Genomic DNA, 24,232 nt, shown 5'->3' with positions numbered 1-24,232 from the left:
CAACGTTCGACACAGGACGTGTGGGTACTTAGTCGAAGGACCTCTGTTCTTTTTCACCGGACTTTTTGAATAACCTGTTTATGATGTTCCATTTGAAGTGGTGTTTTGTTCGCTATTTTCATACGATGCAAAGCAATAACCCACAACACGACCATGAATGGGATTAAGAAGTACATCCAATAGCTAACCAAGCTCGTTAATATATAGTTATAGATTCCATGTAACGTAAACGGAATAATAAATGCTAATCCTAAATTTAGTTTCTGCTTTTGTTCATTCATCTTGGCCTTTCCAAAATAGTAACCCATAATAATACCGAACAATGCATGGGACGACACAGGGAAAAATGCACGTAAAAATGCGTACTCAATCCCATTTGTTACTAGGTAGAGAACATTCTCGACAGATGCAAACCCCATACTAATAGATCCAGCATAAACGATACCGTCATAATGGTCATCAAATTCAGGATGGTGATAGATAGCAAACATAAAAATAAACCACTTAAAAAATTCTTCAAAAAAAGCAATCTGAAAAAAAGATTCAATGATTCGATTACTATTTATCCCTTCAGCTGCAAAAGCATATTGGATAAACATAATTGGAAACACCAATAAAGCCCCCAGTATAAACATTCGAATAATTAAAGGGATTGGTTCCGTAATACGATCTTTTAAATAAATGAATGACATTAATGCAACAATCGGTGCAATTCCAGCTGATAAAATTGCAATCATAATAGTTTACCTCTTTCCAATTACATTACTTTTATCGTATCATTAAGTCATGTAAATGAAAATAGAAATTAAAGAACAGGTGATTTTCATGAAAAATATACTCATTATTCATACTGGTGGGACGATTTCCATGCTGGAAGATAAAGAGACGGGTGAAGTAAATACAGCAGACATCCATCCATTAAGTGCATTAGGTAGTCAATTAGGACATTACGCAACAATTGATGAGAAAATTGTTTTTGAGTTACCCTCCCCTCAAATCACGCCAGTTCACATGCTAGAATTGGCAAAGAAAATTATTGAATTCATTCCTAACTATGATGGTATTGTTGTAACGCACGGCACGGACACATTAGAAGAAACAGCTTATTTTCTAGACGTTGTATTGGAAATTGACAAGCCCGTTATCGTAACAGGAGCGATGCGTTCGAGCAACGAAATCGGCTCTGATGCATTGTACAATCTAATTAGCTCCATTCGCGTTGCCAGCGATGAAGATGCAGCACGTCAAGGTGTATTAGTTGTGATGAATGATGAAATCCATGCTGCTAAAAACGTAACAAAGACATCAACTAGTAACGTAGCAACCTTCCAAAGTCCGCAATTTGGACCAATTGGCTTAATTACAAAGGATTCTATACTTTTTCATCGAAGAATCCGCACTCGCCGAGTACAGCCCGTTCAAACAATATCGAAAAAGGTATTTCTGCTGAAAGCCTTTGCTGGTATGGATGAACAATTTTTGCAATCAATTCGGCTAGCAAAACCGGATGGTCTCGTGATTGAAGGTCTTGGACAAGGCAATTTACCAAAGGATACAATTAAACCAATCCAACAACTGATTGAAGACAATATACCTGTAGTACTAGTATCTAGATGCTACCAAGGTGTTGTCCAACCGACATATGGCTATGACGGTGGAGGCAAGCAGCTGAAACAGTTAGGAGTCATTTTTGCCAGGGGGTTATCTGGTCCAAAAGCGAGAATTCGTTTATTAATTGCTCTAGAAAAGACATCTAATTATAACCATCTAAAAGAACTATTTGAAACACTATAGAGCACAAAAGCAGACGCATTCGGTTAGCGACGTACGAATTGCGCCCGCTGCGTGTACCACTGCTCACACATTCTTATGGAGACGATCAAGTCAATACTCTTGGACCGTAAGGAGTCGAAGCTGACCAAGATCGCTAGCTGGGATGGAGCTGTTAAAGAACCGAATCTGTCCACAGTAACTTTATAGTAATCCTTATAACCTAAAAAACATACTAAGATTAGTGGGTAAGGTCATCGACGGGTGACTTTACCCACTATTTCTTTTTTTAAGTTATAGTGAGACTGAGACAAAAGTACTTTTATGAAATAAAAACCGAACATGATTAATGCAAATAACTCGCTCCCGAAATATAATTCGTGCACCCAAAGGCGGCTGGTGAGTCCCCTTGTGCTATCGCACTACGGTGTCTCACCTATGCCTTACCTCCCGCTGGAGTCTACGTATATTTCCTGCGCTAAGCTTATGCATCGTTCGTCTTTAACATTAAACACTTTTGTTATGCCCCAGCTTCTTCTATGATTGACCTGGCAATTTCCTGACCATGAAACCGCCCATTTTCAATGAATATTTCGTTGTTGTTGTAACCAGCAGCCACAACGCCTGCTACATACATCCCTTTTACGTTTGTTTCGTATGTTGCTGAACTATAGTTCGGTTTCCCGTTCGATGCATCAACCTCTACTCCACTTGCATTTAGAAATGAAATATCAGGCTGATAGCCAATCATGGCAAATACAAAATCATTTTTAATTACATTTATTTCTCCATCAGCTTCAAAATAAACTGCATCCTCCGTAATTTTTGTAACCTGTGAATGGAAAACCATTTTTACAATCCCTTTCTTAACGAGCGAATCAAACTCTGGAAGGATCCAAGGCTTAATACTGTTTGAATACTCACCTCCACGATAAAGAACTGTTACATTAGCTCCGGCTTTATGCAGTTCCAATGTCGCATCAACAGCAGAATTTTTCCCTCCAATGACAACAACATCTTTATTAAAGAAAGGATGTGCCTCTTTAAAATAATGCATTACTTTTTTCAAATTTTCTCCAGGAATATGAAGATAATTAGGTTGATCATAATAGCCAGTCGCAATAATGACCTTTTCTGCCTGATAGGTCGTTTCTTGCCCATCAACCTTTTCCGTCATCACACGAAATATATCGTTATCCTTTTTTACTTCCTTCACTTTTTCATATGTATGCATACGAATCTGTTTCCGCTTCGCAACTTCACGATAATAGGCCAATGCCTGATTTCTAACAGGTTTTTTCATTTCCGTTATAAACGGCATATCACCAATTTCTAACTTCTCACTAGAACTGAAAAAGGTTTGATGCGTAGGGAAATTATAAATGGTGTTTACTACATTACCTTTTTCAATAATTAATGGATTAATTCCGTATCGTTGCAATTCAATAGCACATGACATACCACACGGGCCTCCACCAATAATAATTACTTTTTCCATTTGCATATAAGGCACTTCCTTTATTGTTGAAATAACTTTTAAACTTCAAAATTTAGTAATGATAAACTTTTGAACGAATGGCAGTTTAGTGCGTATTCTGCCACTAAAATAAAAAACTCTTATCCGATAAGAGTTTTTTATTTCACATATGGATTAAATCAATTGGTACAATACAGCTAAACGGCTTCATTAAACCCAACCACGGAATCTAGATGCTTCGGCCATCTTTCGTACACCCACCATATAAGCTGCTAAACGCATATCCACACGTCTTGTTTCAGCTGTGTTATATATAGAATTAAAAGATCTAATCATAATTTCATGAAGCTTTTTATCGATTTCTTCCTCTGACCAATAATATCCTTGATTATTTTGAACCCACTCAAAGTATGATACGGTAACCCCACCAGCAGATGCTAATACGTCCGGGACTAGAAGAATGCCCCGTTCTGTTAAAATTTTAGTAGCTTCCATTGTTGTTGGACCATTGGCAGCCTCTACCACAATGCTTGCCTTAATATTATGTGCATTGTCCTGTGTAATTTGATTTTCTACAGCCGCTGGAACAATAATATCACAATCCAACTCAAATAATTCTTTATTTGAAATTGTATTGTTAAATAGCTTGGTTACGGTTCCAAAACTATCTCTTCGATCTAAGAGATAATCAATATCTAGTCCATCCGGATCATGCAGCGCGCCGTATGCATCTGAAATACCAACAACTTTTGCACCTGCATCATGCAAAAACTTGGAAAGGAAGCTTCCAGCGTTTCCAAATCCTTGAACGACTACCCTTGCTCCTTTTAACTCAATACCTTTTTTCTTCGCTGCTTCATTCAATACAATCGTAACACCTTTTGCAGTAGCAGATTCTCTGCCATGTGAACCACCTAGAACAATTGGTTTTCCCGTAATAAAGCCGGGACTATTGAATTCGTCTATTTTACTATATTCATCCATCATCCAAGCCATAATCTGAGAATTTGTAAATACGTCTGGCGCAGGGATGTCTTTTGTAGGGCCCACTATTTGACTTACTGCACGAACATAACCACGACTTAACGCTTCTAATTCGCGGAAGGACATCTCTCGTGGATCACAAATAATTCCACCTTTTGCTCCTCCATAAGGTAGATCAACAATTCCAGCTTTCAAGCTCATCCAAATAGAAAGAGCCTTTACTTCTGATTCCGTTACATCTGGGTGAAAACGAATTCCGCCTTTTGTCGGACCTACTGCATCGTTGTGTTGTGCACGATATCCGGTAAATACTCTAACCGATCCATCATCCATACGTACTGGGATGCGAACCGTCATCATACGCAGAGGTTCTTTAAGTAACTCAAAAACCTCCTCCGGGTAACCTAATTTTTCTAATGCAGTTTTTACAACAGTTCGTGTTGAACTTAAAACATCTGTATTTTCTTGGTTTTCTTTGATAGAATCTGCTGCTTTTTCGGCTACCATGAACTTACCTCCTACAATATATATAAAAGTTTTATATAGCCCACTCAGAGTTTAGTATACACGTTCAATTTAAATATGCAATAAAAATAGGTTTCATTTTTTAATTCGTTATACCTGTCTAGAATGCATGGTTAGTTCTACAAATTTCTCGATCATTTCATGATATTCAATTCCAATCGATTTCGCTGCATCAGGAAACAAACTAGTTGGCGTCATACCTGGTAATGTGTTTACTTCCAGAATCATTGGCACATTTTCTTTATTTAAAATAAAGTCTACTCTTGAGTAAGTTTCACAGCCTAACGATTGATGGGCTAGAACTGCGTATGTTTTAATCTGTTCTGCTGTTGCTTCATCTATAATTGCTGGAACAATGTGCTCGCTCCCGCCCGGTGCATATTTTGATTCATAGTCATAGAAAGCATTTTTCGGAATTATTTCGATAATTGGTAAGGCGAATTCATTCCCGCCTGCTCCCATTACGGCCACTGTTAACTCTCTACCAGCAATGAACTCTTCTACTAGAATCGCATCGTCACTTGCTTGAGCATTTGTTAGTGCTTCCTCAATTTGGCTGGTATCTGTAACAATTGTTAATCCAAGCGTAGAGCCTTCTTTATTCGGTTTTATAACAAATGGTGGTGTAAAAGCTGTCTTTATTTCGTTACCAATCTGTTCAACTTGATTCGACTTAGAAAGCCTGTAAACTTCGCTTTTAGCTTGTGGAATATGGTTCATATTAAAAATTTGTTTTGCTTTTGCTTTATCCATCGCTAAGGCAGAAGCAAGAACCCCTGAACCAACATAAGGTATACCTAGCATATCCAATAGTCCCTGAATTCTTCCATCTTCCCCATATTTCCCATGGAGTCCAATAAATACCAAATCTACATCTAATTGTATAATATCCTGCAATTGATTCGGATTAAAATCAATTCCAATAACTTCATGTCCGTTTTTTTCTAAGGCTGCTATGATTCCTTTTCCTGATGAAAGCGAAACTTCACGCTCACCTGAAACACCACCATATAATACTGCTATCTTCATTATCTGCACTCCCTTGACATCCACTATTTCTCTACAATGTTGTGTTAATAAAATAACTTGATGATATTCTTGACTGCTTGTGAATCGAAAATAATTTTGCCATATTCATGTAAGCGATAGGATGTCACAATGCTTGGGTTTGAATACTCCGACATAATCCCTATAATATCCTCTTTATTTACATCGGATAAATCATCTTCATCTAAGATCATATAATATCGTTCATCCATATGATATACCTTACCACCTTCAATCGCTAATGGTGATAAATAGGACGTGACCTGGATAACCGATTCAAATTCCTCAAAGGAAAAAATTAATTCCTTGCTTTCATCAAGCGTTACTTTCATTTCTATGAAATCATCATCCCAATACATATCTTCCTCTTGTTGCGTGACGAATATATGCATTCCTTGTGCCTGCATTAAATGAACCTGTACGAGTAATATTCCTTCAAGCTCAATACCTAATTCTGAACTCGCTTCATACATCATATCACTGAAAAGGCTGCGGACGCTCGATGCATCATGCCAGAGGTCGTCTTTTGTAAAACCTCGTTCAATCAAATCATCAAACGTTAAAAAAATCGTAAATTGGTCATTTGATAAACGTTCAATACGCATACTGCATCCCCCTCATTTAGGCGCTTTTTAAATGGTTTTCTAATTTCATCATAACTACGAATTATAATGGAAAGCACTTCATTTATTATATGCAACTTCGTCATTTGTTGAACAGTACAGCACAATTTCTTAATTCTATTTAAATGTAGAAGTTTTGCTTACAAAAATATAAAATACAAATGGTTTGGACCTTTCCATAGCGTTACTTTTACTATTAGTATGATTCGAATTATGCAAGATGATAACTTTTTCCTTGGCTTCTTATACTGGAAAAGTCATTTGACCATTCTGTGTGCTATATACCATATCTATCCACAACATTATGACAGATTTTGAATTAGTACCCAAAGCTCGTTTCCCCATATGTAGTATGCACCAGCTAGTCCAACAATTAAAATAAAAATCACAAACAATAATCGAATAAGCGGCCCGCTTAATTTAAGGCTTGTTCGACTATCCTTTGAATGAATTTCCTTTCTGGGCGGGAGGTTTAAAATATCAATGTCTCGCTTTGCTTCACTTTCCTGCTCAGAATTCTTATTTCCCACACGCTGCTCAGTGGACTGTCCATCTTCAATTTCTTGAAATAATTGACGAAGTTCGTCTGCTTGATCCTTTGGTTCTTCTGATTTTACATTCACTGTAAAGCACCTCACTTTTTAAAGCGAATCACTAAACCTAATAGAAAGTCTATAATAAAATGCATCGTAATTGTCACAAGTAAGTTTCCAGTAATCTCAAATAGATATCCAATCAAAAAACTAATACCAACTACCGAAATAAATAAAACCGGCTTTTTCAAATATCGAAAATGGACAAGTGCAAATACCATACTAGCTATGATATAACCAAATACTGTTTGAATGACCCCTCGAAACAATAACTCCTCTGAAATAGCAACAACGAGTGATATTATTAAAATAAATGGAATGGATTGATTATAAAATACTCTTTCATTAATTCCGCCATCATCTAAAAATTGTTTTGGAGTAATCCATAATAGAACGAGGTCAATGAGAACTACGAAAAAACCCGAAAGAACTCCGTAAATCAAAATTTCACGAAAATTCCAGTTAAAATAAAACAGCCAGTCCGAAAAACGATCAAAAAGAAAAAAGCTCAACCCGATACTGATGCATATGAATATGCCCTGTGATAAAAATAGCTGTTTCCTTAATTCTGCATCGGATAATTGCTTGATTATTTCAGCTTGTTTCATAAGTTTCTCCAACTAACAGCAGATCTTTAAGGCGTTCTCTCCAGTCTTCATGCCGCTCTATTATTTTTTTTGTATTTTCTGGATGCCATTCATTCCATAAAAACCCACAATTACTACAGCATTGTTCCATTGGTTTTCGAAAAGTTGACTGAAAAGATTGATAAAGGTCTTTTCGCAAGCAACTTTCACATTGCACCCAACTTAATACCTCATGTAGTTTGTCTTCTTTATATTGCATTCTCTCTTTAATCACTTGCTCAATGGAATGGTAGGCTATTTTCCAATTGTTCTCATGATAGATAATATAATTATTGTTTATCATACCATGTTTTTCTATCTGATACTTAAAAAATTTCCAATGAATTTCATTTAATTGTAAATGTTCTTGGATTTGTTCATCTGCTGGAATTTCCCTTTCCGTGTGGCAGATTGTATATAAATAATTGAATACATTTTTCAAATCCGTTTCATCTGGAAGTTCATTTTGAATAATATGATTTGGAATGATCGCATCCCTCGGCGAAAACAGCAATATACCTACACTGGATTTACCATCCCTTCCTGCTCTTCCTACTTCTTGAATATAAGCTTCAAGTTGTAATGGAATATGAAAGTGGATGATTAAACGAATATTACTTTTATTAATCCCCATTCCAAACGCACTCGTACAACAAATGATGTCTAATTGATCATTCATAAATTGTTGCTGGATACTGATGCGATCTACCTGTTCCATACCACCATGATAAAAAGCAACTTCCCTATTTGCAAGTCGTTGCGTCAAAATGCTCGCAATATTTTCTGCTGTGGCACGACTTGTAAAATAAATCAGCGCCGGTACTTGATACATGTTAAATATGGAAATAAGTCTGTCAATTTTTTCTTGGTCATTTGCAACTTCCTCTAGAATAAATGCTATATTTTCCCTGTCCATTGGATAAATTCGCTTGATCATTTGGCGCTTTTCTAGGGCATTCATTATATCAGATTGAACTTCTGGGGTTGCTGTTGCACTTAATGCAAGTACAGTTGGATTACCTAGCTCTTTAATCGTTGCGGAAAGTTTTAAATAATCTGGTCTGAATTCATGCCCCCATTGTGAAATACAATGTGCTTCATCAATTACAAACAAACCCACATGTATTTCTTTCAGCTTTCTTATTAGTTCTTGCTGCTGTAACAACTCTGGTGAAACATATATCAATTTATAATTAATAAGATTTTGAAAAACATTTCGCCTTTCCCTTGGTGTCATAAAGCTATTAAGAGCAACAACTTCCTTAAAATTAGCGGCCTTTAACTGCTTTACTTGATCAATCATCAAGGAAATTAAAGGAGAAACGACTATCGTCACCCCTTTCAGGATTCTGGCTGGTAACTGATAACAAATGGATTTTCCTGATCCTGTGGGCAAAATTCCAAGTACATCCTTGCCTGCCAGTATATCTTGGATTATTTCTTTTTGGCCAATTCGAAAAGCATCATATTGAAAATATTGTTGTAATGCTTCTTCTAAGTTAAGCGTGTGTTGTTGCATACTATCACCTTATTTCAATAATATCATCTTCCAGTGCTTTTATTTTTCGTTGCCGCCAATACAAGTCGAATTTCAAAGTAGCTAATGTCATCATGGACAGCATTCTTAATATCTCTTAATTTAAACGTACTTCTCCGATTGACTACATTGATAATTTGTTGTTGCCTTTCCTTTGTTATGTATTGATCTAAGGAGAATAATGGATCATATAAAGCAATTTCTACAATATGATCATGGATTGTATTGATTTTTAAATTTCTCATCAGCGCTATTTGATCGAGCGTATACTTCTTTTGTAACAATTGATAGGTTTGATTAGTAGAATTTGTAATCGGGATCTTCTCTGTTAAGTCACCTAATAAGAAGGAAAGAACAGGGAACTCTTTTCGTTTTTCTTCGATTATGGCAATTATTTTATGGATAATGCCTGTCAGTATAAGATTCACATCTGCAATTGACAGCATATTTAATTCTGCTAATTGGGTCAAGCTCTTACCATAAGTTTTATATCCCGTTAATCGATCTACAAATAATGAGGCAAAGTTATTTGGAAATATTTCTAACAACTGGTACAGTTCTTGATAAATCCCTTGCAATGCATGTGTCTCATTGGTTTTTAATTTCCTATAAATTTGTTTAACCCATTGTTCAACGGAAGGCTGGTCAGTTATCGGGATAAAATGATAAAATTTCATTTTTGTATTGGTTAATGTTTGTATGAGTAGCAGTAAACGTAAATAAAACATGTCTGCAGTTTCATTGTATTGTAATCCATTGAAATACTCGAATGGAAATTGCTGCTCGGACTGAGCTAGAAATGGTAATGCTTTTTCTGTTAATTGAAAAGTGTTCACTTCACCTTCAGAAGCATGTATATATTCATTTTCTAACAAAAAAGATACACTTTGATTGAACGGGTTCCTGTTTAAATGGCGATAAACACCATAAAACATGTTAAGCTGATAATTATGCACGTCTTGAATCGTTTGAATTGATTTACTTCCATTTAATAAATGAAACACGCTGGATATGGTCCTTTCTCCATTTAGCTGGGAAAGGCATTTTAAAATAATACTTTCAAAAAACAAGAATGACTGCCCCCTTTTTAAAAGATGCATACAAACCGGGTATTGAAATGAATAGCAATCAGTTTTAGAATAGGATTAAGGCTTTTGATTTCAGGAGGTAAACATAAAGTGAATTACACCATTGTAGACAAAGAAACATGTATAGCCTGTGGTGCATGTGGTGCAGCTGCTCCCAGGATTTTCACCTATGATGACGAAGGACTTTCTTATGTTCTCATCGATGAAAATACAGGTACCTCTATAATTCCAGAAAGCTGTGAGGAAGATTTATTCGATGCATATGAAGGATGTCCAACTGATTCAATTAAAATTGCAGAACATCCGTTTCACGGTAATCCGTTGAGGTATAGTCAAACATAAACTCAAGTTTTATCCTAACAATGCTATCATAATTGGGTAATTGTTGTTACTAGTATACATGGAAAAAGTGCTTTTGAAAAATATAATTTCAAAAACACTTTTTTTAATTTTTTGCTTATTCATCTCTTAAATCGACAGGATTAGCTGCACTTGGAACACTTATAGGCTTGGATAGATTATATTCACTAACTTGTTGCAGAGGCGAATTCTGAAATTGTACTTCTTCAAACCCAAAGCTTTTTGCAGTCATTAAAATGGCTTCGACCATTGTTAAAATATCCTGATTGTCAAGAAGCACTTGCTCATCAGCAAATGTTAATTCCAATAAGCTGCCACTTGATTGTACTTCCAATTGAACATCGTCTGGTATAGTTCGACTAACATTAAACTCAGGCTTATTTTGACTCATTTCAGCAATAGCCTCTTCAATTGACAACTCTTTCGAGGTAGGTATCGGGATTAGAAACTCATTATTATAAAGTTTATATAATGCCTCATCTTGATACAAGACCATTTCCTTTATAAAACCTATGGACCCTAAGTCAGCTCCATTTTTAAAAACAGCTTTTTCAATACCAAGTGGTGTAAACATCGTAGCAAGCATCTGTTCAAATATATAAGCATTTGTAGAGCCTTCTTCAAGGGTAAATCCATTTTCAAGCTCAATAAATACCTCTTTATCCACCTCATTTAGTTCAAATGAGGCGCCTTCAAGTAAATATTCAGCCGTATTCCACGAATCCTCATGGATATATGTTGCCAATTGATTATAGAATGCAGCAACATTTACAGAGTCCTCCACAATAAAAGTAATCGGAATAACGTACTGATTCTGTGCATCCGCTACAGCACCATATACAAATGTACCAGCTTCATCAGCAGAAATAATATGGCTTTGCATTGGTGCTTCATCCATTGCCACCCGTGTCTCAGTAGACTCTTCTTGACTATCATCTGCTATCCCGCCTGAATGGGCTTCTTGCTCATTACTACTCTCCGTTTTTCCTGACTCTTCCATATAATCATACGTATTTGCAACATCAAGATTCATGGAATAATCTGCCTGTTGAGTTGAAGAATTATTGAGTATAAATGGAATGATAGCCAGAAGTACAGCAACCATCGCAGTTGCCAGAATAGGCACCACTTTTACCTTTCTCTTCGATTTTACGTTCTGGCTATCTTTCAGTTTTGGGGAGATGCGACTGTATAAATCGGATTTATCCATCTTATCCTTAACTACAGGTAGCTGCTTTAAACTAGCGATAATTTTATCATATTCTTCATTGTGTCGCATTAGCATCCCCTCCTCCGTTGATTTTCTCAAGCATTGCTTTTTTTAATGCTTTTAATGCACGGTGCTGAGTCGTTTTCACCTTACTGACGGTAAAATTAAGTATTTCAGCAGTTTCTTGAATAGAAAATGATTGCAAATAACGCAGTATTATTACATTCCGTTGGTCAAGTGTACAGTAGTTTAAGTATGTATACACCTGTTTGATTTGATCGTTTTCTTCAGCAATCTCATCTGGTAGCTTGCTTTGATCAGGAATTACATCTCCTTTATCATTCCAATCAAAAAACTCAAATATTCTATCTCTCTTCCTTTTTAATGAACGGAAATAATCATATGTAACGTGACGCGCAATTGAGAAAAGCCATGTTTTCTCACTACTTTCACCCTTGAAATTAGCATATGATTTTAATACTTTTATATAAACCTCTTGAACCAAATCCTCTGTTGTTTCTTTATCTTTCACCATATAGAAAATATACTGGAAAAGGTCTTGATGGTAGGTATCATAAAATTTATCGAAAACGGCCTTCATAAAGACCCTCCCGTTCAGTTATATAGTCGTTATAAATATAAAAAGGTTTCATCTAAACTATAATGTAAATGAAGAAAAAATACCAACTGAATATCAGTCGGTATTTTTTACATCAAACCTATTATATGCATATCTTGTAAATAAAAAGGAGATAATCGGATACAAAAGTACAATAAATACCGCATTACCAATTGCATGGCTTGTATCAAAAGGGAGTCCTGCAATATAATATGGCCAAAATTTCCCTGTAACCTGGTATGTAGTTAGTGATATGATAAAGCCATAGAAGTAACCACTGAATATAGCCAAAAGCACAATGATAAGAAATGGAACTCGTTTTAGCATTTTACCCAATAGTCCGCTCATTATCCCAATAATACCCCAGGAAACAATCTGCCACAAGGTCCATAATCCCATGCCTAAAAGCATGTTAGAAAGAAATGTAGTTAAAATTGCTAAAAGAAGAGCGGATGTTGGACCAAGTATAATACCACAAATGATAATGATCGCTGTTACCGGCTGTACGTTTGGAATAAATTGAAAGATATATCTTCCACCTACTGCCAAAGCAGCTAATAATGCAAGGATTGTAAGTTTGTATGTGCTCATTTACTTATTCCCAGGGTTGTAGATCAAAAACAACGACATCTCCAGGCGATAACTCATAGTCACTTGCACCAACTGTTGCCATTTCATCATTTACGAAGAACATCCATGCAGTTTTCTCTTCATCGCTAGCAGCAACTCGTTCAATGCTTGTAATATACTGACCGTCATGCGCTGTTTCGATGTAGAAGTTTTCCTCCATAACATCCATCAGAATATCACCTTCTTCTATCTGAATCACTTCCTCTGTTACATATTCTTCCCCTTCATTAATAGAAATGGTAATCCGTACAGAGTCTTCTGCAACTTCTTCAGATTGTGAAGAGTTATTCGTACTTACAGACGTATTTTGGTTTGTATTCTCATCTGAAGAACAACCAAACAGCAATCCAACTGACATTACAATGACCGCAAACTGAAAAATCCATTTTTTCAACTTAATTCCTCCCCATCTTTATAAGTATTTAACTGGAAATATTCGGGAACAAAAAAAACCAGCTCACAAAGAGGAGCTGGATTTTTAGACAAACAAATAATTATAGACAAAAAGCTATATGTATTCGAATGTCTCAATCACTCATACCTCGAAGCATTGAGAAAAATAAATTGAATTTGGCAGGTCTACTGACTTAAGATTCAAACCTACTTTAAGCCCTTCCCGTAATTACTACGGTGGTATTGCTTATTTCGTATCAATTACAGTTGCGAGGACAGTGCCAGATTTCCACTGGTTTCCCTAATCTAAGAAATAATACCCTGATGTTCTCTTAGAATACCAAAATTCAATGTATATAATTTTTCATTCCAGTTCAAAATTATCATAGCATATGACGTTAGAATAGAAAAGTTCTAGTGATTTTGTTTATTCTGCGGGAGTCTGAAGCTGAAAGCTGTGCCCTGATTCAACTTACTTTTAACAAGAATCACACCATGATGTGCATCAATAAGATGCTTTACAATCGATAGACCAAGACCGGTGCCTTTCTTCTCCTTATTACGAACTCTTGATTTGTCCGCTTTATAAAAACGTTCAAAAACAAATGGTAAATCTTCTTCTGGAATACCGCTACCACTATCTTCAATTTCTACATAAAGCTCATTTTCACGATTAGCTATTGTAACATGGACTTTACCGCCTTCTGAAGTATGGCGTAACGCATTATCAATTAGATTCGTAAAAACCTGTTCAATACGATCAGGATCAAATATGGCTTCCGGGACATCGATATCCAATGATAAAGACAGCTCAATTCCGTTATCTGTTGCTAGACTTTTAAATTTATTAACAACACGTTTTGCATAGGACTCAATTGCTGTTTTTTCTAAATTTAACTGTATTTGTCCAGCCTCCATTCTAGCTAGATCAAGAAGTTCATTTACTAGTCGCCCCATTCTTAAAGATTCCTCATGAATAATTTGCGCAAGTTCATTTTTAGCTTCTTTTGTATCCGCAATATCATCTACAATTGCCTCACTATAACCTTGGAGCATAGAGATTGGTGTACGTAATTCATGTGAAACATTGGCAATAAAATCTTTACGCAGCTTATCTAAGCGTCTCTCTTCTGTCATGTCACGGATAACCGCTACAGCGCCCCTAATATAGGATTGGTCGTACAAAGGTGTCATTAACATAACATAAATTCTACCTTGCAGGCTGATTTCCCGAAGCACTGCCTGTTCGCTTTCAAAAACTTCTTGAAGCGCCTCATTAAGTTCACTTGGAAGTTTCCGGTTTTGCTCATCTGCAATGTCATTTTCAAAATACCAGTTTTCAATATATTTTTTGGCTGGCGGATTCATGACAAGAATGTCGCCATTTCGATTTAATGTTACCACACCATCTGCCATCGAACTAACAATACTTGAAAGCTGTTCTTTTTCCTGTCTTAGAGCATTAATATGAAATTTAAGCTGTCTTCCCATGCGATTGAACTCTGTTGCAAGTTCACCGATTTCATCATGTGTCAAAACAGGAACCTTCGTATTAAATTCTCCTCTAGTAAGGTTGTATGCCGCTTCTCGCATTTTTATTAGTGGAGAAGTAATCCTTGTTGATAAAAATACTGCAAAAAAAGTAGTCAACATAATCGCAATTCCTGCACTAAGGAGAATTAACTTTGAGGTTTGTGCTTTTGTTTGATAAATCACATCCAACGATTGATAAACAAAGACCGCTCCACCTGATTCAATTGGTGAACCAACAATCATAATTTCATTATTCTCATCGGGCTGAATAATTTGTTTCTGTATTTCCCGACGGTTATGAAGTACTTGTGAAAATTCTTCGCTTTCTTCAATCCAATGATCATCGGTTTCCAATAAATCACCATCATTACTTGTGGATGTCCAAAGTTCATCTTGATTATACGCAATCACAATTCGACTAGACGGATCTTTTAATAGTTCTGTCATTTCCTCGATAAATTCTCTATCTTCTCCCCTTTCAACGAGTGAGGAGATTTTTGTAGCTGTTTGCAACATATCATCTTCCGCTTCAAGTATATGGAAATTTTCAAAGAACTCCATCAGGAAGAATGACAAGATAAATAAAACAAATGCAACAAGTAATAGAATCGTTAATGATAGCTTACCAACTACACTACGCCAAAACATTATACATCATCAACTTCAAATTTATAACCAACACCCCAGACAGTTACAATCATTTTAGCGGCTGGTTTGGATACACTGCTTAGTTTTTCACGAAGTCTTTTCACATGCGTATCGACTGTTCTTAAATCACCGAAGAATTCATACTGCCATACTTCCTTCAATAAATGTTCTCGATTAAATACTTTATCTGGTGATTTTGCTAAGAAACATAGCAGTTCATATTCTTTTGGCGTTAGACTAACTTCTTCACCATCTGCTGAAACACGATGGGCATCATGATCAATTGTAATATGCGGAAATACTAATATATTTTTTGAAGCTGTATCAGCTTCATGAAAAGAGGCGGCAGTCACTCTTCGTAATAATGCCTTTACTCGTAAAACAGCTTCTCTAGGGCTAAATGGTTTTACAATATAATCGTCTGCCCCAACTTCAAATCCTTGCACACGATTTGCTTCTTCTCCTTTAGCGGTTAAAATAATAACAGGTGTGTCTTTTTCTTTTCTCAGCTCTTGACATGTTTCGATACCATCCATTTCAGGCATCATGATATCCAATAAGATGACATTATAATCATTATTTAATGCCTTATCTAAGGCCTCTTTTCCATTTTCTGCTTCTTCAACAATATAATCTTCACGTTCTAAATACATACGGATGAGTCTACGAATTCTTTCCTCATCATCAACAACTAATATCTTAATATTATCATCCATTTTAACTTCCCCCTATGCTTTACACTGTATATAGTATAAACCAATCCTAAGTAAATGTATAAAAAAACGAGGTATCCTAATGATACCCCGTTTGTTAACAGACACGTCCAGCTTTACCGCCCAACTACTAGAGAGACTTCTTTCCTTCGTACGTCACTACGACGCACAGGACGTCGCATTTTCAGCCTACAGGGCGCCCCCGCGCTTTTGTTTTCACATCTAAGCATACGAATGTAGGCCTGCTAATACAAGATTAACAACAATTAGGTTAAACATAATAATTGCAAAACCACCTACTGCTAACCAAGCGGATTTCTCACCATGCCAGCCCCTTGATAAACGAAGGTGAAGAAAAGCTGCATAGAAGAACCATGTTACAAGTGCCCATACCTCTTTTGGATCCCATCCCCAGAATCTTCCCCAAGCAATTTGTGCCCAAATCGCTGCAAAGATAAGACCGCCAAGTGTGAATACTGGGAAACCAATGGCAACGGAACGATACATGATCTCATCTAATAAATCCGGTTTTACATTTTTTAGAAGCGGCTGAAGTTTTGCTCCAACTCGTTTACGAATAATTAATCGTACGAGTCCATATAAAATTGTACCAGTAATAAATGACCAAATGACCGAATTGAATTTTCTTCCGGCGTCTGCGCCTTGCATCCAGGTTGGAGTTTCAAACCACGGCTCCATAACACCTTCTGTTAATAATGCTCCCTCATTTGGACCAGCAATAGCTGGCAAATGATAATCTGTTGTCGTCACATTACCAGCTTCCGTATATTCAAATTCAGCATGATAATCCATTATGTTAAAAGAAGTGGTGATCACGATAAAACCAATAAATAAGAACATAACGTACATCACGATTTCAAGCCATAAGCTACCTTTATTCAAACTAGACTGATCGACTTGCCTAATTAGATACATGATTCCTGCTGCAAAACTTATGAATAAAATTCCTTGTCCTAAAGCTACAGTCGTTACATGAATATATAACCAATGACTTTGTAACGATGGTACCAATGGTGAAATATCAGTTGGAAACATGCTCGCATATGCAATAATGATCATTGCAATTGGGAGTGCAAACAATCCAAGAAAGCTTAACTTGTAATAAAAATAAAGAATAATAAAAGCTAAAACCATGGACATACCTAGAAATGTCATAAATTCGAACATATTACTAACCGGGGCATGTCCACTTGCAATCCATCTTGTTATCAGATAGACAAGCTGCGCAGTAAAACCGATAATCGTTATGGTAATACCAATGGTTCCGGATTTTCTCTTCTTTCTTCTTTCCGACTTATCCTGTCTAATTGTTGCCCCAAAGAAAAGTGTAGCAACCAAATATAAAATAAATGCTGTATAAAGCATTGTGCTACTTAGATTAAGTAAATCCATTAAAATTCCTCCTCATCCTTAAACAGTAGAGACTTGGTGCAAATAACCCGCTTCGGAAAATATACATGGTGCCCCCGGTGTGGACTGGTGAGCTCAAATGCTCGCGCAATTTGGTGTCTCACCTAATGCCTTTCCTCCTACAGGATTCAACGTATATTTCCTTCGCTAAGTTTGTGCATTGTTCGTCTTAAAAAGTTACCCATCTTCGGTATATCCCAATAGCATGCTATTCGTCTAATTCCTGCTGGTCTCGGGCCATCGTAATTGGTGTATTTTCAATTGATTTCTCAATATCTTTTTTAATACCAAACCAGTTTTTATTTGTATGAGCTGCAAGTAAGATGCCATTTTCTTTTGGATGAATCCAAATTCTACGATGTTGCCAGTACATCCCTTGGATAACTCCGATCATGAATATTGCGGCCCCTAATATAAAGAACGGCAACGTGAAATCAACACGTAGTGTCAAACCACTAACATCATGTAATTCAAAATCTTCAATACCTACCTTGTATTCGTTTTCTCCAGTAGCGTCAATATTTTTCCCGATTCCGATAAAGCTGATTTCAGGTGTGTCACTTTCCGGAGGGTATACGGATAAGACGAAAGCTGGATTTCTAGGAAAATTTGTTTCCGAAGTTGGAATTCCATTATCTAATATGTAATCTGGATAATACTGATCAACTTGAACGCGGAACCCGCTATCCAATTCATATATAGAGTCAGGATTTGTTAAGTCTATCGTAAAAGAACCTAATGAAGATTCTTCTGGATCATCTGTTTCATGAACTTTAAAGGTCATATTTGTAAATTCATTTACCTGGTATCCAGATTGATACAGTGTATATCGATCAAATTTAGCTGGTTTATTCATTTGAATTGATTCTTCCAATATTGGCTCAAGTTCAGGTTCAGCACCTGGTACCGAAGCGTTAGTTTCTTGATAAATTACAATATCTGTCTGGAAATTACTTGGTACTACACCTTCCTGCTGAATAGCTTGTGCAAATCGTTCATCATTTTCGTCATGAACTTCCATGATAAATTCTTTGTTTTCGATATAGTATTCTCCATTCGTTCCAGGAAGAACGATCTGCTGTCCTTCTCGAACCCAAACATATTCTTCTGTATGCATTAACGGAGTAGTCCGTAGTATAGCTGCAATTAAAATTATGATTAACCCAATATGATTAACATATGGACCCCATCTCGAAAACCTGCCTTTTTCGGCAAGGATATGCCCATTCTCGTCTGTAATTTTATAACGCTGTTTTTTTAAGTTCTCTTTAACTGTCTCAATATCATCTGGAGTGACTTGTTCTGACTCACTGTATAAGCGCTGTCTATTTAAAAATGTTTCATGGCGCTTTGCCTTCTGCCTTTTTAACGCTTTATACAACGGTACAAAGCGATCCAGACTACAAATAACAAGCGAAATACCAATGAGTGCAATTAATACCATATACCACCATGAACTGTATAAATTATGAAAGCCCAACTGATAGTAAATTAATCCTAAAATGCCATATCGATCTTCATAGAAAATAGCAGGATCTCGAGACACTGCATCTGCTGGTATGTAAATTTCCTGTGGAAAGATGGTTCCGACCATTGACGCCACTAGTGCGATGACAATTAGCCAAACCCCCACTTTAACGGAAGAAAAGAAACTCCATATTTTATCAATAATGGATTTGTTGTAGGTTTGTGAGCGACGGGCAGTTCCATCGTAGCGCATATTCAGTAATTTATTTCCTTCATTTCCATCTATGTGCTGGTTGCCTTCAATAGGCTTGCCACAGGCTTCACATAAAACCGTTCCTTCGGGGTTAACATGCCCACACTCACATTTAACTTTATTCATTTAAATCCCTCACAATAGCTTTCATGCTCAATTTGTTTACGGCTGTATTTCCTGTAAATACCCTTCAAGACTTTCTAAGCTAAGTGCTCCATTAACGACTTCTTGGATTTCTCCATCAGGGTTGATAAAGAAAGTGCTTGGTAATGGTACGACTTTATATAGATCCCTCACTTCACTTGTTTTATCATGAAGGATTGGGAATGTTAAGCCATAATCATCTATAAATCGATCAACTACAAGCTCTGTTCCATCCAAACTTACCGCTACGATTTCAATTCCTTTATCTTTATATTCAGGATAAAGCTCTTGCATATAGGGCATTTCCTCTTTACACGGCTTACACCATGTTGCCCAGAAATTAAGCATGACGCCTTTCCCTTCCAGATCACTAAGTTGAATTGCCTCTGCATCATGATTCTGACTAATTTGCTGCAACTTAAAGTCTGGTGCTTTATCTCCAACCTTATATCCCCCGTTATCTTCTTTTAAGTGGGATACGAGTGCAAAAACTACCGCCGCTACTAAAACGGCAAGAATCGCTGTTCTAAAAATGAACCGGTTTCTTTTTTTCTTTTGTTTATTACTCTTCATTTGATCCAAACTCAAAATTATCACTCCCACACCGTATTATATCATCGAAATATAGTATGAAATTTGACTATTCTTTAACAATTTTGGAAGCTTGGTTCCTGATTTGTTTTATTTCTTTCGGTGTCAGAGGGCGATAATCTCCTGGTTTCAATCCATCCAACGTAAGCATACCATATTTTTCTCTTTTTAATTTCATGACAGGGTAGCCTAACTGCTCCATCATTCTTCTAATATGACGATTTTTCCCTTCATGCAAGGTTAATTCAAGCACCATTGTGTTTTTTTTCTTATCCGTAGATAAAATCGTATAGTTCACTGCTTTTAAAATATCTTTATCTGCTTTAATCCCTTTTCTTAGCTTACCGAGCTCTTTTTTATCAGGAACCCCTTTAATTTTAGCGACGTAGACCTTGTCTATTTCATGCTTCGGATGCATTAAAAGATTAGCAAATTCCCCATCATTTGTTAATAGCAGGATGCCTGACGTATCGTAGTCCAATCTGCCAATTGGAAAAACTCTTTCTGTCACTTCCTCCATTAAATCAATTACAACTTTCCTATTTTTGTCATCCTTCAAGCTGGAAATAACTCCTCTTGGTTTGTATAGCATGTAGTATACATGTGATTCTTTTTCCAGTGGGACACCGTTCACCTCAACTTCATCATCACTTGTTACTTTTGTGCCAAGCTCTGTTACAGTCTGTCCATTTACACGGACTTTCCCATCTATAATAAGCTGTTCTGCTTTTCTTCTAGAGGTTATGCCGCTTTGTGCAATTACTTTTTGTAGTCGTTCACTTTGATTTGCCATTCTATCACCATACTTCTACTTTATTTTCTACACAATAATAGCGTTAATATGGCATTAACGCTAGTTTTAGTTACCCGAATACTATTTTAACAATAATGATGGTTGAAAGTATAGCAATTAGGTCCGCCAGCAGCCCAACTTTTAAAGCATAGCGCATTTTCCTTATTCCAACTGCTCCAAAATAGACTGTTAATATATAGAGCGTAGTATCTGTACTTCCTTGCATTGTTGATGCTAACCGGCCAATAAACGAATCAGGTCCATGTGTAGCGATCAATTCGGTTGTCATGCCCAATGCAGCTGTGCCAGAAATTGGCCTCACTAATGCAAGTGGCATGATATCAGCTGGTATACCAACCATCTGCAGCAATGGGGTAATGCTGTTAATAAAAGCTTCCAATGCTCCCGAACTACGAAGTATCGCAATAGATACAATCATACCTACTAAAAAAGGAAGCAAAGAAAATGCCATTTTGACACCTTCCTTACCTCCTTCTACAAATAATTCGTATGCGGGAACTCTTTTGATTACTGCAACGGACAATACGACGAGTAAAAAGGTTGGGATAAGCCAGGTGCTTACAAGCGTGATGATCTCCATAACTATTTCCTCCATGTACTTTTATAATGATAAAAACGATCAATTAAAATAGCACTGGTAACCGCAACTCCACTCGCAATAATCGTAGTACCAACAATTTCAGTCGGGGATACAGAATTATATTGCATACGGATTGCAATTACAGTTGTTGGAACTAATGTCAAACCAGATGTGTTTAATGCGAGAAAAGTAATCATTGAACGTGATGCAGTTTCTGATCCACTTAATTTTTTCATTTCCTCCATCGCTTTAATTCCAAGTGGTGTTGCAGCATTGCCTAAACCAAAGAGATTAGCTGTAATATTCGATACGATATAGCCGATTGCCGGGTGATCTTTTGGTATCTCAGGAAACAGCTTTACGATAACCGGCCGAAATACCTTTGCAATTCCTTTTAGAATCCCAGCATTTTCTGCAATTTTCATAATACCTAGCCAAAAAACAAGAATGCTGATTAGACTAATGGCTAATGTTACTGCCTCGCTTGCGCTCTCAAAAATTGCTTTGTTAACTTCATCCATTGTTCCATTAAACATTGCGAAAACAATACCTACAATTGCCATACACGCCCAAATTATATTGATCATTTTACTTCAATCCAATTATTTGTATTAAAATTGACGTAAAAGTCTGTTTGAAGTCATGATCGTTAGGATCCAATCGATTTTGGAAAATATGTGTTTCCATCAATTGTTCATCATCCAAGTAAAAAACAGTTTTCCCAATAATCTCCTCATCTGTCGTCAAATAATTTGAAAGCAGAAACGTACTCGAAGTCAATACTTCTATCTCTTCAACAGATAACGGATAGGATATTTCGTCCTCTACAAAACCGTTTACCGTTAAATTTGTTTCATTCAACCTGTATTTTATTGGTCCTTCGTCTGAAAGTGGTTCCATCTGATAATTTTCATATCCCCACTCAAACATCGAGATATGGTCATTCCAATCATCTGGTGCATCGAGTGTCACTGCAATTAACTTCATACCGTCTTTTTCAGCAGTGGTTACTAAGGTTCTACCTGTTTGCTTCGTGTATCCAGTTTTCCCTCCTGTACAATATTCATAAAACTGTGTAAGCAGACGATTTTTATTTTTCCAGCTATATGATCTATTTTCAGAGATATAATTTTCCGAACCGCTTATTTCTTGAAATGTATTGTTTTCCATCGCATAGCGCGTAAGTATTGCCATATCGTATGCCGTTGAATAATGGGTTTCTGAATCAAGACCATGAGGGTTATCGAAATGTGTATTTGTCATCCCTAGCCATTTAGCTTTTTCATTCATCATATAGACAAACCCTTCCTCACTTCCCCCTACATGTTCAGCTATCGCTATTGCCGCGTCATTACCAGACCTAAGCATCAAACCATAAACAAGGTCTTCTAATTTCATTTCTTCACCTTGCTCCAAATAAATGGATGATCCTTCTGTATAAATTGCGCTTCTCGAGGCGGTAGCCATCTCATCCATTTTCCCGGATTCAATTGCTATAATTGCGGTCATTATTTTCGTAATACTTGCTATAGACGCTTCTTCATGTGCCTTCTTTTCATAAAGCACCCTGCCTGTGGATTGTTCGATTAAGATGGCGTTGTTGGCAGAAACAACAGGGGTTGCTTGTCCTGTAATTGGAAAACCAAGTTGCACAACTAAGAGAATAAGGATGAGTATGAGAAATCGCATCGTTTAATGCCTCCTTAGAAATCTTTAGCATTCGTTAAAGGATCATTCTTTGTTTTTTAATAACATGTATACTTTGGATTGCAAGCTATTAGGTGAAAGTATTCGCTGCACTTTTACATCAAAAAGTTTTATTTCTATTTATCAAAAAAGATGTCCTTACATTTTATGCACGGGACACGCTGTTATGCTAGATGATTTAAGAACAATAAAAAAACCTTACATGCCAGTATGTAAGGCTCAAATTTTTATTCATTAAAATTATTCTCAATTTCATCACTGAATCGCTCAAAAAATAAATCAGCTTCGTTACTGTCTGTATTATCCTCTTCGGAAGGTTCAGGCAGCGGTGGAAGTTCGCCAAGAGAAGTTAAACCAAAATAGGTTAAAAAATCTTTGCTTGTTCCAAAAAGTATTGGCCGTCCAACACTATCTTTACGACCTACTTCCTCAATTAACGATCTCGCCGTCAGTGTTTGAACTGGCCGATCACTTTTAACACCCCTGATTTCGTCAATTTCTGTTCTTGTTATTGGCTGTTGATAGGCGATAATTGCCAATGTTTCTAAAGCAGCTTGTGACATTCTGCTGGTCTGTGGTAGTTCAAGTAATTTTTTGAAATAATTACTATGCTCTGGCTTTGTTGTTAAATGAAGTACTTCATGCGACTTCATAATCATTAAGCCACGGTCTTTACGTTCATAATCATATGTCAGTTCTTCAAGAATGTGTTCAACTGCTGATTCTGACACTTCTAGTACCTTACACACTTGCTTTATCGTAATGCCTTCATCTCCACTAGCAAAAAGTAATCCTTCGACAACGGCTTTTAATTCTTCTATTTCCACAATCTATTCCTCCAAATATTAGAAAAATCGGCATGGGCTTAT

25 protein-coding genes and 1 riboswitch are annotated in these 24,232 nt (G+C 36.6%); of the genes, 2 read left to right on the top strand and 23 right to left on the bottom strand.

What is annotated here, in order from left to right; all coding sequences use genetic code 11:
* Nucleotides 1-53: 53 nt before the first annotated feature.
* Nucleotides 54-737, bottom strand: coding sequence for a glutamic-type intramembrane protease PrsW (gene prsW / locus D1B32_RS12635; RefSeq protein ID WP_095308938.1), 684 nt, complete (start codon nucleotides 735-737; stop codon nucleotides 54-56).
* A gap of 88 nt (nucleotides 738-825) precedes the next feature.
* Here prsW and D1B32_RS12630 point away from each other — a divergent pair, with 88 nt between their 5' ends.
* A complete protein-coding gene (locus D1B32_RS12630; RefSeq protein WP_118889603.1) occupies nucleotides 826-1,794 on the top strand; it encodes an asparaginase in 969 nt (322 codons plus the stop codon).
* A gap of 496 nt (nucleotides 1,795-2,290) precedes the next feature.
* On the opposite strand, the gene D1B32_RS12625 is transcribed toward D1B32_RS12630, so the two are convergent.
* From D1B32_RS12625 to D1B32_RS12590, 8 genes are all read right to left on the bottom strand, one after another.
* The gene (locus D1B32_RS12625) at nucleotides 2,291-3,274 is read right to left on the bottom strand and encodes a YpdA family putative bacillithiol disulfide reductase (RefSeq protein ID WP_118889602.1); all 984 of its coding nucleotides are present in this window, start codon (nucleotides 3,272-3,274) and stop codon (nucleotides 2,291-2,293) included.
* Nucleotides 3,275-3,457: 183 nt separating this feature from the next.
* Complete coding sequence (locus D1B32_RS12620) at nucleotides 3,458-4,738, bottom strand: Glu/Leu/Phe/Val family dehydrogenase (protein WP_095308935.1); 1,281 nt, start codon at nucleotides 4,736-4,738, stop codon at nucleotides 3,458-3,460.
* A gap of 108 nt (nucleotides 4,739-4,846) precedes the next feature.
* On the bottom strand, nucleotides 4,847-5,785 hold the full coding sequence (locus D1B32_RS12615; protein ID WP_095308933.1) for a D-alanine--D-alanine ligase family protein: 939 nt from the start codon (nucleotides 5,783-5,785) through the stop codon (nucleotides 4,847-4,849).
* Between the two features lie 44 nt (nucleotides 5,786-5,829).
* A complete protein-coding gene (locus D1B32_RS12610; RefSeq protein ID WP_095308932.1) occupies nucleotides 5,830-6,408 on the bottom strand; it encodes a genetic competence negative regulator in 579 nt (192 codons plus the stop codon).
* 320 nt (nucleotides 6,409-6,728) lie between these two features.
* Nucleotides 6,729-7,049, bottom strand: coding sequence for a sulfite exporter TauE/SafE family protein (locus tag D1B32_RS12605; protein WP_095308931.1), 321 nt, complete (start codon nucleotides 7,047-7,049; stop codon nucleotides 6,729-6,731).
* 11 nt (nucleotides 7,050-7,060) lie between these two features.
* Complete coding sequence (locus tag D1B32_RS12600) at nucleotides 7,061-7,627, bottom strand: CPBP family intramembrane glutamic endopeptidase (protein WP_095308930.1); 567 nt, start codon at nucleotides 7,625-7,627, stop codon at nucleotides 7,061-7,063.
* Nucleotides 7,614-9,164, bottom strand: a complete 1,551-nt coding sequence (locus D1B32_RS12595) for a RecQ family ATP-dependent DNA helicase (RefSeq protein WP_095308929.1) — start codon at nucleotides 9,162-9,164, stop codon at nucleotides 7,614-7,616. Before D1B32_RS12595 ends, D1B32_RS12600 begins: the two co-directional genes overlap by 14 nt.
* Before the next feature lie 23 nt (nucleotides 9,165-9,187).
* Complete coding sequence (locus D1B32_RS12590) at nucleotides 9,188-10,252, bottom strand: YpbB family protein (protein ID WP_158586263.1); 1,065 nt, start codon at nucleotides 10,250-10,252, stop codon at nucleotides 9,188-9,190.
* A 108-nt stretch (nucleotides 10,253-10,360) separates the two neighbouring features.
* On the opposite strand from D1B32_RS12590, the gene D1B32_RS12585 reads away from it, so the two are divergent.
* Nucleotides 10,361-10,612, top strand: coding sequence for a ferredoxin (locus tag D1B32_RS12585; RefSeq protein WP_095308926.1), 252 nt, complete (start codon nucleotides 10,361-10,363; stop codon nucleotides 10,610-10,612).
* Between the two features lie 115 nt (nucleotides 10,613-10,727).
* Here the strand turns inward: D1B32_RS12585 and D1B32_RS12580 are convergent, their stop codons facing one another.
* The 14 genes from D1B32_RS12580 to scpB all read right to left on the bottom strand — a co-directional run bounded on the left by D1B32_RS12580 (nucleotide 10,728) and on the right by scpB (nucleotide 24,190).
* Nucleotides 10,728-11,909, bottom strand: coding sequence for an RsiX family anti-sigma factor (locus D1B32_RS12580; protein ID WP_095308925.1), 1,182 nt, complete (start codon nucleotides 11,907-11,909; stop codon nucleotides 10,728-10,730).
* The gene (locus D1B32_RS12575; protein WP_095308924.1) at nucleotides 11,896-12,441 is read right to left on the bottom strand and encodes an RNA polymerase sigma factor SigX; all 546 of its coding nucleotides are present in this window, start codon (nucleotides 12,439-12,441) and stop codon (nucleotides 11,896-11,898) included. The genes D1B32_RS12580 and D1B32_RS12575 overlap by 14 nt, the downstream gene beginning before the upstream one ends.
* Nucleotides 12,442-12,534: 93 nt before the next feature.
* The gene (locus D1B32_RS12570; protein ID WP_095308923.1) at nucleotides 12,535-13,050 is read right to left on the bottom strand and encodes an ECF transporter S component; all 516 of its coding nucleotides are present in this window, start codon (nucleotides 13,048-13,050) and stop codon (nucleotides 12,535-12,537) included.
* A gap of 4 nt (nucleotides 13,051-13,054) precedes the next feature.
* Nucleotides 13,055-13,483 carry a DUF4430 domain-containing protein gene (locus tag D1B32_RS12565; protein WP_240033787.1) on the bottom strand — a complete coding sequence of 143 codons (429 nt, stop codon included), beginning with the start codon at nucleotides 13,481-13,483 and terminating at the stop codon, nucleotides 13,055-13,057.
* A gap of 161 nt (nucleotides 13,484-13,644) precedes the next feature.
* Nucleotides 13,645-13,842: riboswitch (cobalamin riboswitch) on the bottom strand.
* 54 nt (nucleotides 13,843-13,896) lie between these two features.
* Complete coding sequence (locus D1B32_RS12560) at nucleotides 13,897-15,663, bottom strand: ATP-binding protein (protein ID WP_095308922.1); 1,767 nt, start codon at nucleotides 15,661-15,663, stop codon at nucleotides 13,897-13,899.
* Nucleotides 15,663-16,379 (bottom strand): response regulator transcription factor, encoded by a 717-nt coding sequence (locus tag D1B32_RS12555; protein WP_095308920.1) that lies wholly within the window; start codon nucleotides 16,377-16,379, stop codon nucleotides 15,663-15,665. The genes D1B32_RS12560 and D1B32_RS12555 overlap by 1 nt, the downstream gene beginning before the upstream one ends.
* A gap of 219 nt (nucleotides 16,380-16,598) precedes the next feature.
* On the bottom strand, nucleotides 16,599-17,789 hold the full coding sequence (gene ccsB / locus D1B32_RS12550) for a c-type cytochrome biogenesis protein CcsB (RefSeq protein WP_095308919.1): 1,191 nt from the start codon (nucleotides 17,787-17,789) through the stop codon (nucleotides 16,599-16,601).
* Nucleotides 17,790-18,015: 226 nt separating this feature from the next.
* Entirely contained in the window at nucleotides 18,016-19,653 is a 1,638-nt protein-coding gene (gene resB / locus D1B32_RS12545) for a cytochrome c biogenesis protein ResB (RefSeq protein ID WP_095308918.1), read from the bottom strand.
* A gap of 36 nt (nucleotides 19,654-19,689) precedes the next feature.
* A complete protein-coding gene (resA, locus tag D1B32_RS12540) occupies nucleotides 19,690-20,259 on the bottom strand; it encodes a thiol-disulfide oxidoreductase ResA (RefSeq protein ID WP_095308917.1) in 570 nt (189 codons plus the stop codon).
* Nucleotides 20,260-20,311: 52 nt separating this feature from the next.
* The gene (locus D1B32_RS12535; RefSeq protein WP_118889601.1) at nucleotides 20,312-21,055 is read right to left on the bottom strand and encodes a pseudouridine synthase; all 744 of its coding nucleotides are present in this window, start codon (nucleotides 21,053-21,055) and stop codon (nucleotides 20,312-20,314) included.
* Nucleotides 21,056-21,125: 70 nt separating this feature from the next.
* A complete protein-coding gene (locus D1B32_RS12530; RefSeq protein ID WP_095308914.1) occupies nucleotides 21,126-21,656 on the bottom strand; it encodes a spore maturation protein in 531 nt (176 codons plus the stop codon).
* Nucleotides 21,657-21,658: 2 nt separating this feature from the next.
* On the bottom strand, nucleotides 21,659-22,243 hold the full coding sequence (locus D1B32_RS12525; protein ID WP_095308913.1) for a nucleoside recognition domain-containing protein: 585 nt from the start codon (nucleotides 22,241-22,243) through the stop codon (nucleotides 21,659-21,661).
* Nucleotide 22,244: 1 nt separating this feature from the next.
* The gene (locus D1B32_RS12520) at nucleotides 22,245-23,345 is read right to left on the bottom strand and encodes a D-alanyl-D-alanine carboxypeptidase family protein (RefSeq protein ID WP_118889600.1); all 1,101 of its coding nucleotides are present in this window, start codon (nucleotides 23,343-23,345) and stop codon (nucleotides 22,245-22,247) included.
* A gap of 245 nt (nucleotides 23,346-23,590) precedes the next feature.
* Nucleotides 23,591-24,190: an SMC-Scp complex subunit ScpB gene (scpB, locus tag D1B32_RS12515; protein WP_095308908.1), complete on the bottom strand. Its 600-nt coding sequence runs from the start codon at nucleotides 24,188-24,190 to the stop codon at nucleotides 23,591-23,593.
* Between the last annotated feature and the right edge of the window lie 42 nt (nucleotides 24,191-24,232).

Origin of the sequence: Oceanobacillus profundus (genome assembly GCF_003515705.1) — a bacterium.
In the GTDB taxonomy this organism is placed as follows: domain Bacteria; phylum Bacillota; class Bacilli; order Bacillales; family Amphibacillaceae; genus Oceanobacillus; species Oceanobacillus profundus.
Note: the sequence above shows the minus strand (reverse complement) of the source record. Positions and strands in the feature narration are given on the sequence as shown.